Origin of the sequence: Bacillus niameyensis (genome assembly GCF_001375535.1) — a bacterium.
In the GTDB taxonomy this organism is placed as follows: Bacteria; Bacillota; Bacilli; order Bacillales; family Bacillaceae_C; genus Lederbergia; species Lederbergia niameyensis.
On record NZ_LN831197.1, the window covers coordinates 1,058,564 to 1,072,586 of the forward strand.

A 14,023-nucleotide genomic window follows, 5' to 3' on the forward strand; every position below is an offset into this window, starting at 1 on the left:
ATTTTATGAGTATATTGATTGTGTGGGTGTTGGACAGGGGGTAAACCGATTGAGTTATGTAAATATATCAAAATTAAAAACTATCTTACTGGCTTTTAGTGCAGCTTTAATCGCCGTCTCGATGATCATTCTTCCGGAAGAATCTCTTGATGCTTCTGTCCGTGGGTTAAACATGTGGTGGGGGATCGTATTCCCATCTTTATTCCCATTTTTTGTTGTCTCTGAACTGTTAATTAGTTTTGGAGTTGTAAGATTTATGGGAGTCATACTAGAGCCGTTAATGAGGCCTTTATTTAGAGTTCCTGGAGTTGGTGGATTTGCTTGGGCGATGGGGATGGCAACTGGATTTCCTGCTGGAGCAAAGATAACTGCCAGACTTAGACAAGAAAATCAAATTACGAAAATAGAGGCTGAGAGACTAGTCTCGTTTACAAATTCTTCAAGCCCGCTCTTTATTTTTGCAGCCATTTCTGTCGGTTTTTTTCATAATCCACGATTAGGCTTTCTTTTAGCGATCGCTCACTATTTAGGAAATTTTTCGGTTGGGCTCATTATGAGATTTTACGGGAGAAAAGAAAAACAAAGTCAATATCGGAAATCAAGCAAATTAATAAATATAAGAGAAGCTTTTTCTCAGCTTCATCAAACCCGACTAAAAAATAATAGGCCAATAGGGAAATTATTAGGCGATGCGGTTGTTTCCTCAATAAACACCTTATTAATGATTGGTGGTTTCATTATTCTCTTTTCTGTATTGAATAAAATTCTTTACCACCTTGAGATCACTCCTTTATTAGCAGCTATGATTGAAAATATACTGCTACTTTTTAATTTACCTAAGGAGTTTGGAACGCCGTTGATTGCTGGAATCTTTGAAATTACATTGGGTAGTCAATTAACAAGTAAAATTCAAGATTCCACTATTTTACAACAGGCAATTATTGTAAGTTTTATTCTAGGATTTAATGGCTTTAGCGTCCATGCCCAGGCAGCTAGTATTTTAGCTGAAACAGATATTAAATTTAAACCGTTTTTTTTCGCGCGTATAATGCATGGTTTTCTCTCCGGTCTATTTGCTTTTGTTCTATGGCAGCCATTTGTCCGACACTTTCATATAGACTCCGAACCTACAGCCATCCCAGTGACTTTCCTTGGAACAAATGAATGGTGGACAGGAATATTGCAGTTCCTACTTAAAGTTGGACCCATTTTGACTATTTCATCATTAATTCTTTATTTAATCATATATAAAAAGAGAATGGACTTCATAAAATGAAATCCATTCTCTTTTTATTTAAATTTCTCTTTTAATGCTAATTCTACTTCAAATGGAACTAGTTCGGAAATATTCCCGTGGTATTTTGCGACTTCTTTTACGATGCTTGAGCTTAGAAACGAATATTGATTATTCGTCATAATGAAAAATGTTTCAATTTTTTCATTCAAAACCCTGTTCATCGAAGTTATTTGCATTTCGTATTCAAAATCTGAAACAGCTCTTAACCCCCTAATGATCGCTTTTGCATTAACAGCTGCTGCATAATCAACGAGGAGGCCATCAAATGAATCTACTTGAACATTTGGAATTCCTTTTGTTACTTCTTTCAATAGCTGAATCCGTTCTTCAACTGAAAACAACGATTTTTTTGCAGAGTTATTTAAAACTACAACACGTACCTCTTCAAATACTTTAGCTCCACGCTGAATAATATCCATATGTCCCAGCGTTACAGGATCAAAACTGCCTGGACAAACTGCTATATTTGTCATGGCGTATCCCCCTTTTCTATCCCCTTTAGTTTATAAATGGATAATCCTGTTGCGCCATAATCCCCTTGTTTCCATTGTTCCAAACAACCAATTTGGATAGGGAGAACTACATTTGAGTCATGTTCACACACAATTGCTCCCTCGGGTTTAAGCAACTGATTCATTTCAATCTGTTCTAATAATGACTCTAATTTTTGTTTATGGTATGGAGGATCTAGAAAAATATAGTCAAACTGTATATTTCTCTTACTAATTGCATGTAAGGCACGTTCGGCGTCATTACGATAGATTTCACTCTTATCGTCAAGGTTGCATAATTGGATGTTCGTTTTTATTGTTTGGATTGCTTTCATATCCTTGTCCACAAAAATTCCTTTATCTATTCCTCGACTCAACGCTTCTATTCCTAGCGCACCGCTACCTGCAAATAAATCCAATACCGTTCCTTCAGAAAAGAAAGGACCTATCATATTAAAAATTGTCTCTTTAACCTTGTCCGTAGTTGGTCTTGTCCCACGTCCTGGCACAGCTTTAAGCTGTCTACCTTTATAAATCCCTGAAATAACTCGCATGACGTCACCATTTTTTGTCGTTTTTTCTCATATATCCTATCATAAGTTAAATTACTTATTCAACATTGAATCATTTATCTGGAATCTTCTTGATTCTATTATTTTTCTAGAATTCATACGTATAATCAATATTATCTAAGGAGATAATAAACATAACAGCATCAAAAGATGTTGTTGCCAACCGCGGAGAAGACTTACATTCCCCTTAAGTTCTTCCTCCGGTTTCTCCTCTCCCTTTTTGCCTTCTAAACCGTTAGACGGCATAGAAGGACCCTGCATTTTTATAATGCAGGGTATTTTTTTATTTATTCAATACTTATCTTTCCTTCCTCTTCCACTATTTCAACATTGAATAATGTTTCGATTAAATATAATTCGATAAAGCTTTGACCATTTTTTGTAACAATCACAGGATTTTTCGAACCATAACGATCACCATTCAAGTCAAAGTATCGTTTATCTGGATAAAACTGATATTGGATTGCTCCCTTTTCAGCTATGAAAGTCTGATCTTTTATATGCGTACTATAATTTAATGCTTTTAACAGCGGTAGTAATTCAATTATAGACTTGTCCTTTACATGAGAAATATAAATATCAGTTAATTGAACGTCCTTAACAAAGACATCTCTACTATCATAAAAAATAATTGGAGAAAAAGGATTTTGCTCATTAGCATTGGAGACGAAAAAAATGACTTTGTGTCCAGTTGCCTCGCTAAGAACTTCATCCAGCATAACACTATCTAATTTTCCTTCAGGAATCGATTGAAATAAATCCTTCCATAACTTTATTTGTTCTTTCGTAAGGGTATTACTCCATTCCGTAAACATTTTTTTTGCTTTTTCTCCTTTTGGGGGAGAATCGTTCATAATGGCAACTATTAATTCCTGCAGCCATTTTTCATTTTTTGCAAAAGAATAACTGCTTTCTAAATCAACTAACATTAATTCTCTTTCCAGTGCTTCCTTATTACTCGGCTTATTCATAATATGGAGACGACCAGAAACAGTTTCTTTATGCTCATCTGTAATGACAACATATTTCTGTTGCTTGTTTAACTTCTCTACATCCATTCTTTTAAAATCGAGCGACTTTTTTAACTCTGGAGAGGTAAATATAACAAGATTTTGATTCACCTCAATTTTTTCAAGTTGTTTCGATTGCCAATATAATGCTGGAACATTGGGTGTTTGATCAAAAACATAATAGTCAAGTAAATTCATTTTTTTTCGAACTTGTCGATCTGCTTCACTAACCCATTCTCCATCTCGCCAATCAAATTCATTTAATTGAATATGTGTAGATGAGAGTTGCACATCCTTAAGTTTTATATACGGAAGTTCCCACAAAAAGCTTTCTGATTTGTTAGGTGCCTTTATAGAATATGTAAATTTAAGTTCACCATTTTTCACTTCTACATTCGCAGATCCTTGAAAGCAACTCGTTTCATCGTTAGTAAAACATTGGATATCTTCTATATTCTTTGGTTGTATGATTTTATAATTTTGGTCATTTAGATTTGATAATGTCTGCTCAATATGGAACATTCCTTTTCGATGTTGAATCCGAAAGTTTTGTGTTGCATTAGTTTCATCATTATTTTTCCCCGAAGAATAAACATTCCATTGGTACACTAGTAAGCTTCCTACTAAGCCGATTAAGATCACGAATAAAAAAAAGATCTTTTTCAATTTAACTTCTCCTTAAGCTATACTACTAATTATATCGGCACAAATTGGACAAAATCTAGCCGATATCTTCTTGCAATTGCAATTATCCTTCTTCCTGTACAATTACAACAAAAAACTGTCACATCTTAAAAGACTTGTCCCATATGGGAGGTCGTTTTAAGTGACAGCCTAATCGTTCTATAAGCCAACCCGATAATCATATTCCTTTGCTTTATCAGGTTTGGAATTTTCGTACTCTGTTTTTAAAAAAGGCTTGTATGATAATTCTACCTTTTTAACAAATGGCATAGCAGCCAACTTTTCGGCAAGCCCATTAGCTTCCTCCTGTGAACAATACAGGACAACATACTTCATTCGGCGAGATACATAGTGGATATTTCCAAAACGCCTTAAAGCTTTCGCGTTTTTTAAGCTGAATAACCAAACAATAACCCCTTGTCTATTACTAAACATTCTTTTTCCCCTTTATACGCTTTGTAACTAACAGCCGCAACTACCACCAGATCCACACCCCCCACTACATGAAGAACCAGTTTCAAAGAAGGGATTTCCTGTAGGAACCTTTATATTTTCTGATACAGATCTAGCAATTAACACGCTAATTTCATCTAACAACGATTGCAACTCATTTTCTGCTCTTCTAAAATTAGCAACGTTTTCATCAAGATCCATTTCTCTTTTATATTCACGTGTTTTTACCATAATTTCTTTGTAATCTGGATGAAACCGCCCGAACCTTTGGACATCTTCATATAGATCCTTCATTTTAGTAAATTCACGGATTCTCCGTTGTGTATCTTGATCTTTTTGCAATTTATTATAATAAAATCTGTAATTCTCGGCAATCTCAGACTTTATGATTTGTTTGCCAAGCCATTCAGCTTTTTCAATTATTTGAATACTCTCGATTGTAGCAAGCATGTGCTCACCTCCAATCGTATTTTAACATGTTTTTAACAGAGTTGCGACTTTTCTACGGAATTGTTACAAGAAAATTACGAGATAGGCCTAATGATTGATTTTCTAATGATACTACCTCCATCCTAAAGTTATGCGGACCTGCTTGTACATTTTTAACGACGAATGCAGCGGTATCATATTCATTGTAAAACCGATTATCAATATATAACCTGATTTTAGCAGCTTGATCATCGTTTTTATTAAAAGAAACGGTCGGAACAATACACTCAATTTTAACATCATTGCCCTGAATCATATGCCGGAAAGAAAAAAGTGAATGATCTTTTTGCACCTCTGAAGCTTCTACAATGATTGTCTCTGGTTCAGGTATTTTATTGACACATCCTGTAACGATGATAAGGGATACTATAATTATGATGATCATTCTAACCATAAAATCACTCCTCTTTCTTAGTTTTCACTAAAGAAAGAGGGTTATCCATAAAAATTGTTGCAATCATTCGTACAAGTGAAAAAAGAGTGAAGTAAAAATTAAAACTTAATTAAAGGACGTTCTCTTTCATCCCTATTTTCCGGGTTTAGCTCCACTCCTATGATCATGTATTATTTAATGTCTGTAACATATTCATCATCATGGAAGCCATATGTAGGCTGTTGGAAAACTTTTCCACACGATGAGGAATTGTTTTCTTAAAGTAGTGTAAAGAAGCTATTTCAAATTCTTCCAATGAAGTAGGTTCCCTTGATAATTTTCTATACCAATAAGGTTGTTCCCTTAAAAACTGCTTAAGTTCATTTTTGGAATAAATATATTGCATAACCTCTTGTCTCATTGATACTCCTTTCCTAATCTTTCCTGAAGGAAAAAGGATGATTATTTGTTTGTGGTTGACTGCTAGCTTTTTGACTTTCCTGTCCTTGGAATTGCCCTATGACACCTTGTATTGCTCCAATCGCCTGACTAAGTTGCTGTATATGCCCTTGGACTTGGTTAATATCCATATTTTTGAAAATTTTTGTAATCTGATTCAAGCTTAATTTACTATCAGATTGATTTTCCTCAGTTCCGACTCCCTCTTTCCCCTGATAATTCGCCCATTTTGGATCATCTTCTCCAAGTAAATACCAATCTTCATACAGCTCTTGCCATGTATATTCTTCATTACGGACATTTTTAATTAATCCAGGGTGCTTTTGTATAAATTCTTTAAATTGCTCTACTGAGGGATGCAGACTTTTTCTTTCCATCGTTAATCACCTCTACTCTTTACTAATCCTATATATAGGTTATGAAATGAGTGGATACATGTGACAAAAGTAAATGAAAAAAAGACCTTGGGAAAAGGCCTTTTATTTTATTTCTCTTGAATAAAGTTTTGAGTATAGTATTTTCCAAAAACACCAACACCTAGTTTGGAATAGTTTTCATCCAATAAAGTTTTCCGGTGTCCATCAGAGTTTAACCATCCCTCTACTACAGCGGGACCATCCATATATTTCTCAGCAATGTTTTCAGCTACAGTCTGATATTCAATTTCCTCTTCTTGCAATCTTTCCTCAAGAGATCCAAATTCAGGTGATTCGTGGGAGAGGTAACTGTTTTCAAACATATCTTTACTATGATCATAGGCGACCTTGCTTAATTTATCATCCCATTCCAAAGCATTTAATCCCAAACGATTTCGAATCACATTCGTAATATCAAATATTTGTTGCTCTGCCCCATTTTCAATTTCTTTCCATTCCTGAATATCTAAATCCGCTGGCTCTAATAAATCGCCATGATACACCAATTCATATGGTTTTTGCGTAATTAATGTATTCTTATCATAGAATCGAATACTCGATAAAGTTCCTGAAAATTTATCAATCGACAATTGAACGAAAATCTCACCCAATTGGACAAGTGGGCGAAGGTTTAAATCTTCTTCCGATAACTCGAATCGATAGGTTCCACCATCCTTAGATACTAATATTTCTGTTTCTAAGATTGTCGTCCGAAAGATATCTTCAATGGATTGACCAATTTTATAAGGAGAAACATTCAATTGATTGCCAATAGCATAGATTGTGACGACCGAATCATTTAAAACACCAACTTGCATATAAGTACCATAAAAGCTTTTATAAATCCACCATTCATAACCATAGGCAGAAATATCTATTCTTTGAGGTTCTCCATAATCCTCTACTAGAGTTTTACTCTTTTTACCAATGTATACCGAAAGTCCCTCTTTCGGACGTGTTGTCTCATCCGATTGTTCATCATTTATAAAATAATCAATTTTAGGTGGTATTGAATGATTATCATCTTTCAGTGGCTTTGAATGATCTTGAGGAACAGAATAATAATAAATCATAATAAAAAAAATGACAGTTGTTAAAATCGTTATACGGATAAATGTACGCAGTCCTATTCCTCCTCCATAAATAATATTATTTATATCATTCAATTTAAACCATATTTACCCTATATTATCATTTCTATGCTACATTAGAAAATAAAAAAACCCTGAATCACCAGGGTTTTGAACGAATGCAATAGATTTTTAATGAAAAGGTTGATTCTCATCTGGTTCCGATATTTCAGAAAGTGCAATTTTCGCTTGATCATCTGTCAAATCCCTAACCGCTAAATCTGCTAGTGCCACAATTCCTACAAGTTCTCCATCTTCTACAACAGGCAGGCGACGAATTTGTTCTTTCGCCATTATTCTAGCGGCTTCTTGAGTAGGGGTTTCTGGAGTGACTGTAATAAGTTGGTTACTCATAATTTCACTTACTTTAGCTGAAATAGAGGTTTTTTCCGCTATACAACGTAAAACGATATCTCTGTCGGTTATTAACCCTTTTAATTGGCGATTTTCAACAATGGGAATAACGCCTACATTATCATTTTTCATCTTCATGGCAACTTCCTCAATACTGTCACTCATAGAGCATGTTTGTACGTTTGAAGTCATAATATCGCGAATTTGTGTCATTTTTCCTCATCCTCCCATTACTTTTCAGCTTTTTTTGCATCCAAGTATGAAGCAATTAAAAGTAGTTTTCACTCTATCTTTCACAAGTCGTTCAAAAACTATACGAAATAATCAACGATTTTAAAAATGAATATTTCATTTCATTGCAAGTCCAAGCTTTTTCGACTATTATTAAAAAGGAAGATAGAGGCATGCTATTTATAAGCTTATTTGGAGTCTGAAGTTTTCCAATTTGACCTTATACTCTTTTTAGCAATGCTTTCACTTATCGTACTTATGCATGTATTCATGAACATAACAAAAACTAGGCTGAAAACTAAGGAGGGACATGACCATGAGATTTGAAGATACTCAAATTGAAACATTACATATTGATTTGAACCGTTTAGATGAAGTAATGAAAGAAAATTCCATGGTTAGAGCAGGCCAATGGGACTACGAGCGAGTTACTTATGACTACAAATTTGAAATTAGAGAAGGTACATATTACTTAAGAGTCCAAGGTTATGCAACAAGCGGAGATGTGGGCGCACATGATGCTTATATCCAACTAATGAAACCGATTCTTGGTAAATACTATTATCCCCATGGAATTGAATATGGGGAAGATGAGCACTTTCCAGATCATCTTGTAAATCAATGCAAACAAATGCTGAACAAGATTTATAAAGAAGCTTCAATCTTTGCAGACTAATAATGAAAATGAGCACGAGCGGAAGATTATTGCTCGTGCTCATTTTGTTTTAAATTGTGTATTCTTAACACCTGCTTATATAATAAAGCTTAGAACACTGTGTATAGAGAGGAGTTCCCATTTTGAATAGGCTTATTAAAAAGAAATATTTCATGATCGGACTATTTATTATCATCGGCGCTTTATTGTTTTACTTTATTTTACCTATATCGATCCCTCTAATAGTTGCCATCTTAACAGCTATAATGTTAGAACCAATCGTTCAAATCATTCACAGAAAACTTAAATTAAATCGCCAGTTAGCAATTACTCTAGTATTTACCGTTTTTACTCTTCTCTTGGCATTGGTTACCTTTTTTGTTGTTACAAAAGTGGTTGCACAGGGAATCAAATTTATTGAGGATGCCCCAATTTATATTAACAACGTGACAGAAATGTGGCATCAATATGAGGAACACTTTGAAAAGGCGGCACAAGATTTCCCTGCCGAAGTTGTCAATGCTTTTACTGAAGAGGTCAACACTCTGTTTGAATCTCTAATAGCCAGTTTAAAGCAATATGTAAATATCGAGAAAATTAGTGCGTTTTTATCTTATATCCCGAATTATTTAGTTAGTTTTCTCGTTTATTTAATTGCATTATTTTTATTTATGCTCGATCTTCCTAAACTAAAAACAGGCATTTATAAATATATGACTGAGCAAACATCGGAAAAAGTAACGTTTATGACTTCAAGATTATCATCAGTTGTATTTGGTTTTTTTAAAGCTCAATTTCTTGTAAGTCTTATCATATTAGCTGCGTCACTAATTGGATTGTTTATAATTGCACCAAAAGTTGCGGTAATTATGTCGCTAATTATCTGGATAATCGATTTAATTCCTATAATTGGCTCCATCGTTATTTTAGCCCCGTGGTCATTGTATCATCTTATGACTGGAAATATCGCTATGGGAACAAAGCTTGCTATTTTAGCAGTAATTTTACTCATTATTAGAAGGACTGTTGAACCAAAGGTTATGGGACAACATCTTGGTTTATCTCCACTAGCAACATTAATATCAATGTACTTAGGGTTGAAGCTGCTTGGAATACTAGGCATTATCATTGGACCTACATTACTAATTCTATTTAAGTCCGCACGTGAAGCTGATATTATAAAAATTAACTTCAAGATATAAGAAAAAACGGAAGCGCATTGCTTATCAATGTATAAAGTCTCCTTAATTAAACAAAGTAAAAGCGTTTATTCAAGATTACTTTGAATAAACGCTTTTAAATGAATATACAAAAACTACTCTACATGACGAGGGTTACTTTGAAGCAAAGCAGCTTTCGTAATTTCGTCACCTTCCCGCTTCTCCTTCTCATACCATTCAAAAAAGACCTTTACTAAAAAGATACCTAACACTATTTCTTGAAGAACCTTCATAATAACAGCACCGGTTTGCTGATCCACTCTTGCAGGTACATTAGTAAACAACTCTGGACCACTTATAGAAAGTCCGGATAAAGTACTTCCTGGCACACAAAGTTCCATCGCTTTTAACCACATCTCACCATTTGTATAAGTTTCATACATAGCTGCAGGGGCAAACATAATCATTCCACAAGAAGGTAATAGTAATATCCCGTCTGCAAGAATATATCCAACTTTCTTCAAGCCATGTAGTTGGTACTCGTCTGGAAGTTTATTAACCAATGGCCACCAAAGAAACATGGAAAAGATAAATAAAACGATCGTATAGCCTGCATGAACGAAAAAGTTAAGTTTGACTGTATCTAAAACGGATGGTATGTGATACATAGAAAATATTCCATTAAATAATATAAGTGCCATTAGCGGTTTAGTCATGAATCGGAAGATCGGTTTAAACCAACTAACATTAATGACCTTTTTCCAGACCCAATTAGGGACACTCATAATCAACATAGGAGGAATCACTAGATAAAGAAAAGCCATTTGAACCATATGAAAGGTAAACATAATATGAGCCATTAAATCAACTGGAGCACCTTTTATCACATAAAGAAGAACCATAGAAATGACAAAAAGAATGGCTTGACCACGTTTTAACGGTTCACTATCTGAGTATTTATGTCGCAGTTTAACTGTAATAAAAAAGTAAGCTGCGATCATAAGCAGTACGAATATCAAAAAATAAGGACTCCACAAAGCACGGAATCCAAATATACCTAAAGGCATACTTTTCACCTCTTTTGGATTACTTCCTAACCTTCATTATACGTTTCCAAAATTGATAGTTCAACGTGTGCAATTGACATATTGATGAACAATGAAAAAGCCAGCCCAAATGGCTGGCTTTCTCGTTCTATTGAGCTTTTCTTTTGGCTATCTACAGCACCTAGCGACTTGCAAACTTACGCCGCTGGACAGGCGCTTTCGCTTTTCTATTGGCCAGCTACAGCGCCTAGCGACTTGCAAACTTACGTCTTCTTCCTACGATAAGTCAACATCGGTTCGCCTTTTGGTCTCACCGTGTTTCCTTTATCTCGTCAGAAGACTTTAAGTTTGTACGTCGCTGAACAGGCGCTTTCGCTTTTCTATTTACCACCAAACGATTGTCATGAATGCTAGGATTGTGGCGAATCCGATGATAACTCCGCCGAATATGAAAAGCTGTGGTGCCTCATGTCCTTTATGACTCATATGCATAAAGTAATAGAGCTGAAAAATTACTTGAACGATTGCTAGTAAAAGAATAAATGGAACAACAAACCATTTATCAAACCCAGCATAGACCGATCCAAAAGCACATAGTGTCAAAAAGATTGAGATTGCAAAGGAAATGACTTGATGACGCATTTCCTCTGCATTTCTCTTACGACGATATTCATATTTAGTTGAATTTAATTGTTCATTACCCATATTATCACACCATCCCCATTAGATATACGACAGTGAAGATAAATACCCATACGACATCAATAAAGTGCCAATAAAGGCTTGCTACATAGAATTTTGGCGCATTGTAAAGGCTCAAACCTCTTTTAGCATTACGAACCATTAGTGCAATAATCCAACCAAGCCCAAATACAACGTGCCCACCGTGGAAACCAACTAGAGTATAAAAAGCGGAACTAAAAGCGCTTGTCTTATACCCAAAATCCAAACCAGTTGTATAATGCCAAAATTCATAAATTTCCAAGCCAAGAAAGACTAACCCTAGAGCGACAGTAATAAACAACCATGCCTGCATTTTCTTGAAATGGAAGTTTTTCATATGATACATAGCATATACACTAGTAATCGAGCTTGTAAGTAATACCATTGTCATAATAAAGGCTAGTTCCAGTCCGAAAATCTCTTTTGCAACAGCTGAATCTTTTAGAGCTAAATAAGTGGCAAATAATGAGGCGAATAAAACAGTCTCACCACCAAGGAAAAACCAGAAACCTAAAAATTTGTTTTTCGCTTCAAGAGTACCTCTTTCGGGTGCCTCAGGCCATGTTTTTGCTGTATATTTTTCTTCAACATGCATTATGCCTTAACCCCCTTATCCTTCTCATCGATTAGCTCAGACTTTGGAATATGAAATCCATGGTCATCTTTCAATGATCTAAGCATCATAGAGCCGAAAGCTACTACAAGACCAGCAATCAATACTGGATCTCCCCATGCATGTTCATTACGGTAAATTGCACCATAAGACGCGATAACAAAACCAAGAGAAATAAACACAGGAAGAATGGAACCATTTGGCATATGAATGTCACCGACTGGTTCAGCAGGTGTTAATTCCTTTTTACCTTCCATTTTTTCAATCCAATACGTGTCAACGCCACGAACTAACGGTAGCTGCTTAAAGTTATAGAATGGCGGTGGTGAAGGTAGTGCCCATTCTATAGTACGGCCATCGCCCCATGGATCGTTACCAACTTTTTGGTTTTTAACTGATGTTGCAATAATATTATAAAGCAAAATTAGAACTCCAGCAGCCATAAATGCGGCTCCGATAGAACTGATCAAGTTTCCAAGCTCAAGCCCTTGCCCCTCACCATATGAAGCGATTCTTCGTGGCATCCCCATTAAACCTAAGAAATGTTGAATAAAGAATGTTAAATGGAAACCAATAAAGAACAAGGCCCAAGTGATTTTACCTAGTGCTTCATTTAACATCGTTCCAAACATTTTAGGCCAGTAGAAATGGGTAGCCGCCAAAATAGCGAACACTACTCCTCCGACAATAACATAGTGGAAGTGAGCTACTACAAAGTAAGTGTCATGGAATTGATAGTCAGCAGGAGCGACTGCAACCATGATACCTGTTACCCCACCCATAACGAATGATGGAATGAAACCAGCTGCATAAAGCATAGGTGTTGTAAACTTTATACTTCCACCCCACATAGTGAATATCCAGTTAAATATTTTTATTCCAGTTGGTACACCAATCGCCATTGATGCTACTGCAAAGATAGCATTGGCAATATTACCAAGCCCAACAGTAAACATATGGTGAGCCCATACCATGAAACCAAAAAATCCGATTAATACTGTTGCGAACACCATTGAGGAATAACCGAACAGACGCTTCCTTGAAAAAGTAGCGAAAATCTCCGAAAAAATTCCAAAGGCCGGCAAAATTAAAATATAAACTTCTGGGTGTCCAAAGATCCAGAAAAAGTGTTCGAAAATAATTGTATTACCACCTGCCGCAACATTAAAGAAATTCGCTCCAAACATTCTATCGAATGTTAATAGGAACAATCCAATTGTTAGCGGTGGAAAAGCAAATAAAATTAAAGCTGAAATAACAAATGTTGTCCAACTAAACATTGGCATTCTCATATATGTCATACCAGGAGCACGCATATTAATAATCGTTACGAGGAAGTTAATCCCGCCCATTAGCGTACCAAATCCAGAGATTTGAATCCCTGTTACATAAAAGTCAACTCCATGACTAGGTGAGTTCATCGCCAACGATGCATAAGACGTCCAGCCTGCATCAGGTGCCCCTCCTAAAAACCACGAAGTATTCAAAAGCAAACCACCTAACATAAACAACCAAAAACCTAAAGCATTAAGAAATGGAAAAGCTACGTCACGCGCTCCTATTTGTAGCGGCATGATCAGGTTCATAAACCCTATCAATATCGGCATCGCCGCTAAAAATATCATTGTCGTTCCGTGCATCGTCATCATTTCATTAAATATTTGGGCACTAACAAAACCACTATCTGGAACTGCTAGTTGAATACGGATGATCAATGCTTCAATACCGCCTATAAGAAAGAAGAATCCGCCTCCGGCAATATATAATACACCGATCTTCTTATGGTCTACAGTCGTCATGTAGTCCCAAATAATAGAACCTAAGCCCCGTTTTTGAGCCATTGTACTCACGATTTAACCTCCTTTTT

The 14,023-nt window shown here is 35.5% G+C and carries 17 protein-coding genes; 3 read left to right on the plus strand and 14 right to left on the minus strand.

Going from position 1 to position 14,023, the window contains the following annotated elements:
* The first annotated feature begins 49 nt into the window (after positions 1-49).
* Positions 50-1,276 carry a sporulation integral membrane protein YlbJ gene (gene ylbJ / locus BN1243_RS05200; RefSeq protein WP_230200101.1) on the plus strand — a complete coding sequence of 409 codons (1,227 nt, stop codon included), beginning with the start codon at positions 50-52 and terminating at the stop codon, positions 1,274-1,276.
* 14 nt (positions 1,277-1,290) lie between these two features.
* Here ylbJ and coaD read toward each other — a convergent pair whose 3' ends face one another.
* From coaD to BN1243_RS05250, 10 genes are all read right to left on the minus strand, one after another.
* Entirely contained in the window at positions 1,291-1,770 is a 480-nt protein-coding gene (gene coaD / locus BN1243_RS05205) for a pantetheine-phosphate adenylyltransferase (RefSeq protein WP_062105177.1), read from the minus strand.
* Positions 1,767-2,342: a 16S rRNA (guanine(966)-N(2))-methyltransferase RsmD gene (gene rsmD / locus BN1243_RS05210; protein ID WP_062105178.1), complete on the minus strand. Its 576-nt coding sequence runs from the start codon at positions 2,340-2,342 to the stop codon at positions 1,767-1,769. Before rsmD ends, coaD begins: the two co-directional genes overlap by 4 nt.
* 305 nt (positions 2,343-2,647) lie before the next feature.
* A complete protein-coding gene (locus tag BN1243_RS05215; RefSeq protein ID WP_062105179.1) occupies positions 2,648-4,036 on the minus strand; it encodes a hypothetical protein in 1,389 nt (462 codons plus the stop codon).
* A 177-nt stretch (positions 4,037-4,213) separates the two neighbouring features.
* A complete protein-coding gene (locus BN1243_RS05220; RefSeq protein ID WP_062105180.1) occupies positions 4,214-4,489 on the minus strand; it encodes a YlbG family protein in 276 nt (91 codons plus the stop codon).
* Positions 4,490-4,516: 27 nt separating this feature from the next.
* Entirely contained in the window at positions 4,517-4,957 is a 441-nt protein-coding gene (locus BN1243_RS05225) for a YlbF/YmcA family competence regulator (RefSeq protein ID WP_062105181.1), read from the minus strand.
* A gap of 52 nt (positions 4,958-5,009) precedes the next feature.
* The gene (locus BN1243_RS05230) at positions 5,010-5,390 is read right to left on the minus strand and encodes a hypothetical protein (RefSeq protein ID WP_062105182.1); all 381 of its coding nucleotides are present in this window, start codon (positions 5,388-5,390) and stop codon (positions 5,010-5,012) included.
* Positions 5,391-5,553: 163 nt separating this feature from the next.
* Positions 5,554-5,790, minus strand: a complete 237-nt coding sequence (locus BN1243_RS05235) for a YlbE-like family protein (RefSeq protein WP_062105183.1) — start codon at positions 5,788-5,790, stop codon at positions 5,554-5,556.
* A gap of 13 nt (positions 5,791-5,803) precedes the next feature.
* Positions 5,804-6,205 (minus strand): YlbD family protein, encoded by a 402-nt coding sequence (gene ylbD / locus BN1243_RS05240; protein WP_062105184.1) that lies wholly within the window; start codon positions 6,203-6,205, stop codon positions 5,804-5,806.
* Between the two features lie 107 nt (positions 6,206-6,312).
* The gene (locus tag BN1243_RS05245; RefSeq protein ID WP_230200102.1) at positions 6,313-7,410 is read right to left on the minus strand and encodes a CAP domain-containing protein; all 1,098 of its coding nucleotides are present in this window, start codon (positions 7,408-7,410) and stop codon (positions 6,313-6,315) included.
* A 96-nt stretch (positions 7,411-7,506) separates the two neighbouring features.
* On the minus strand, positions 7,507-7,941 hold the full coding sequence (locus BN1243_RS05250; protein WP_062105185.1) for a CBS domain-containing protein: 435 nt from the start codon (positions 7,939-7,941) through the stop codon (positions 7,507-7,509).
* 334 nt (positions 7,942-8,275) lie between these two features.
* Here BN1243_RS05250 and BN1243_RS05255 point away from each other — a divergent pair, with 334 nt between their 5' ends.
* Together BN1243_RS05255 and ytvI are read left to right on the plus strand one after the other, a co-directional pair.
* The gene (locus BN1243_RS05255; protein ID WP_062105186.1) at positions 8,276-8,635 is read left to right on the plus strand and encodes a YugN family protein; all 360 of its coding nucleotides are present in this window, start codon (positions 8,276-8,278) and stop codon (positions 8,633-8,635) included.
* A gap of 122 nt (positions 8,636-8,757) precedes the next feature.
* On the plus strand, positions 8,758-9,816 hold the full coding sequence (gene ytvI / locus BN1243_RS05260) for a sporulation integral membrane protein YtvI (RefSeq protein WP_062105187.1): 1,059 nt from the start codon (positions 8,758-8,760) through the stop codon (positions 9,814-9,816).
* Positions 9,817-9,929: 113 nt separating this feature from the next.
* On the opposite strand, the gene ctaG is transcribed toward ytvI, so the two are convergent.
* From ctaG to ctaD, 4 genes are all read right to left on the minus strand, one after another.
* Entirely contained in the window at positions 9,930-10,841 is a 912-nt protein-coding gene (gene ctaG / locus BN1243_RS05265; RefSeq protein WP_062105188.1) for a cytochrome c oxidase assembly factor CtaG, read from the minus strand.
* Positions 10,842-11,204: 363 nt separating this feature from the next.
* Positions 11,205-11,525, minus strand: a complete 321-nt coding sequence (gene ctaF / locus BN1243_RS05270) for a cytochrome c oxidase subunit IVB (protein ID WP_062105189.1) — start codon at positions 11,523-11,525, stop codon at positions 11,205-11,207.
* 4 nt (positions 11,526-11,529) lie between these two features.
* On the minus strand, positions 11,530-12,138 hold the full coding sequence (locus BN1243_RS05275; protein ID WP_062105190.1) for a cytochrome c oxidase subunit 3: 609 nt from the start codon (positions 12,136-12,138) through the stop codon (positions 11,530-11,532).
* Entirely contained in the window at positions 12,138-14,006 is a 1,869-nt protein-coding gene (gene ctaD / locus BN1243_RS05280; RefSeq protein WP_062105191.1) for a cytochrome c oxidase subunit I, read from the minus strand. The genes BN1243_RS05275 and ctaD overlap by 1 nt, the downstream gene beginning before the upstream one ends.
* Positions 14,007-14,023 lie beyond the last annotated feature (17 nt).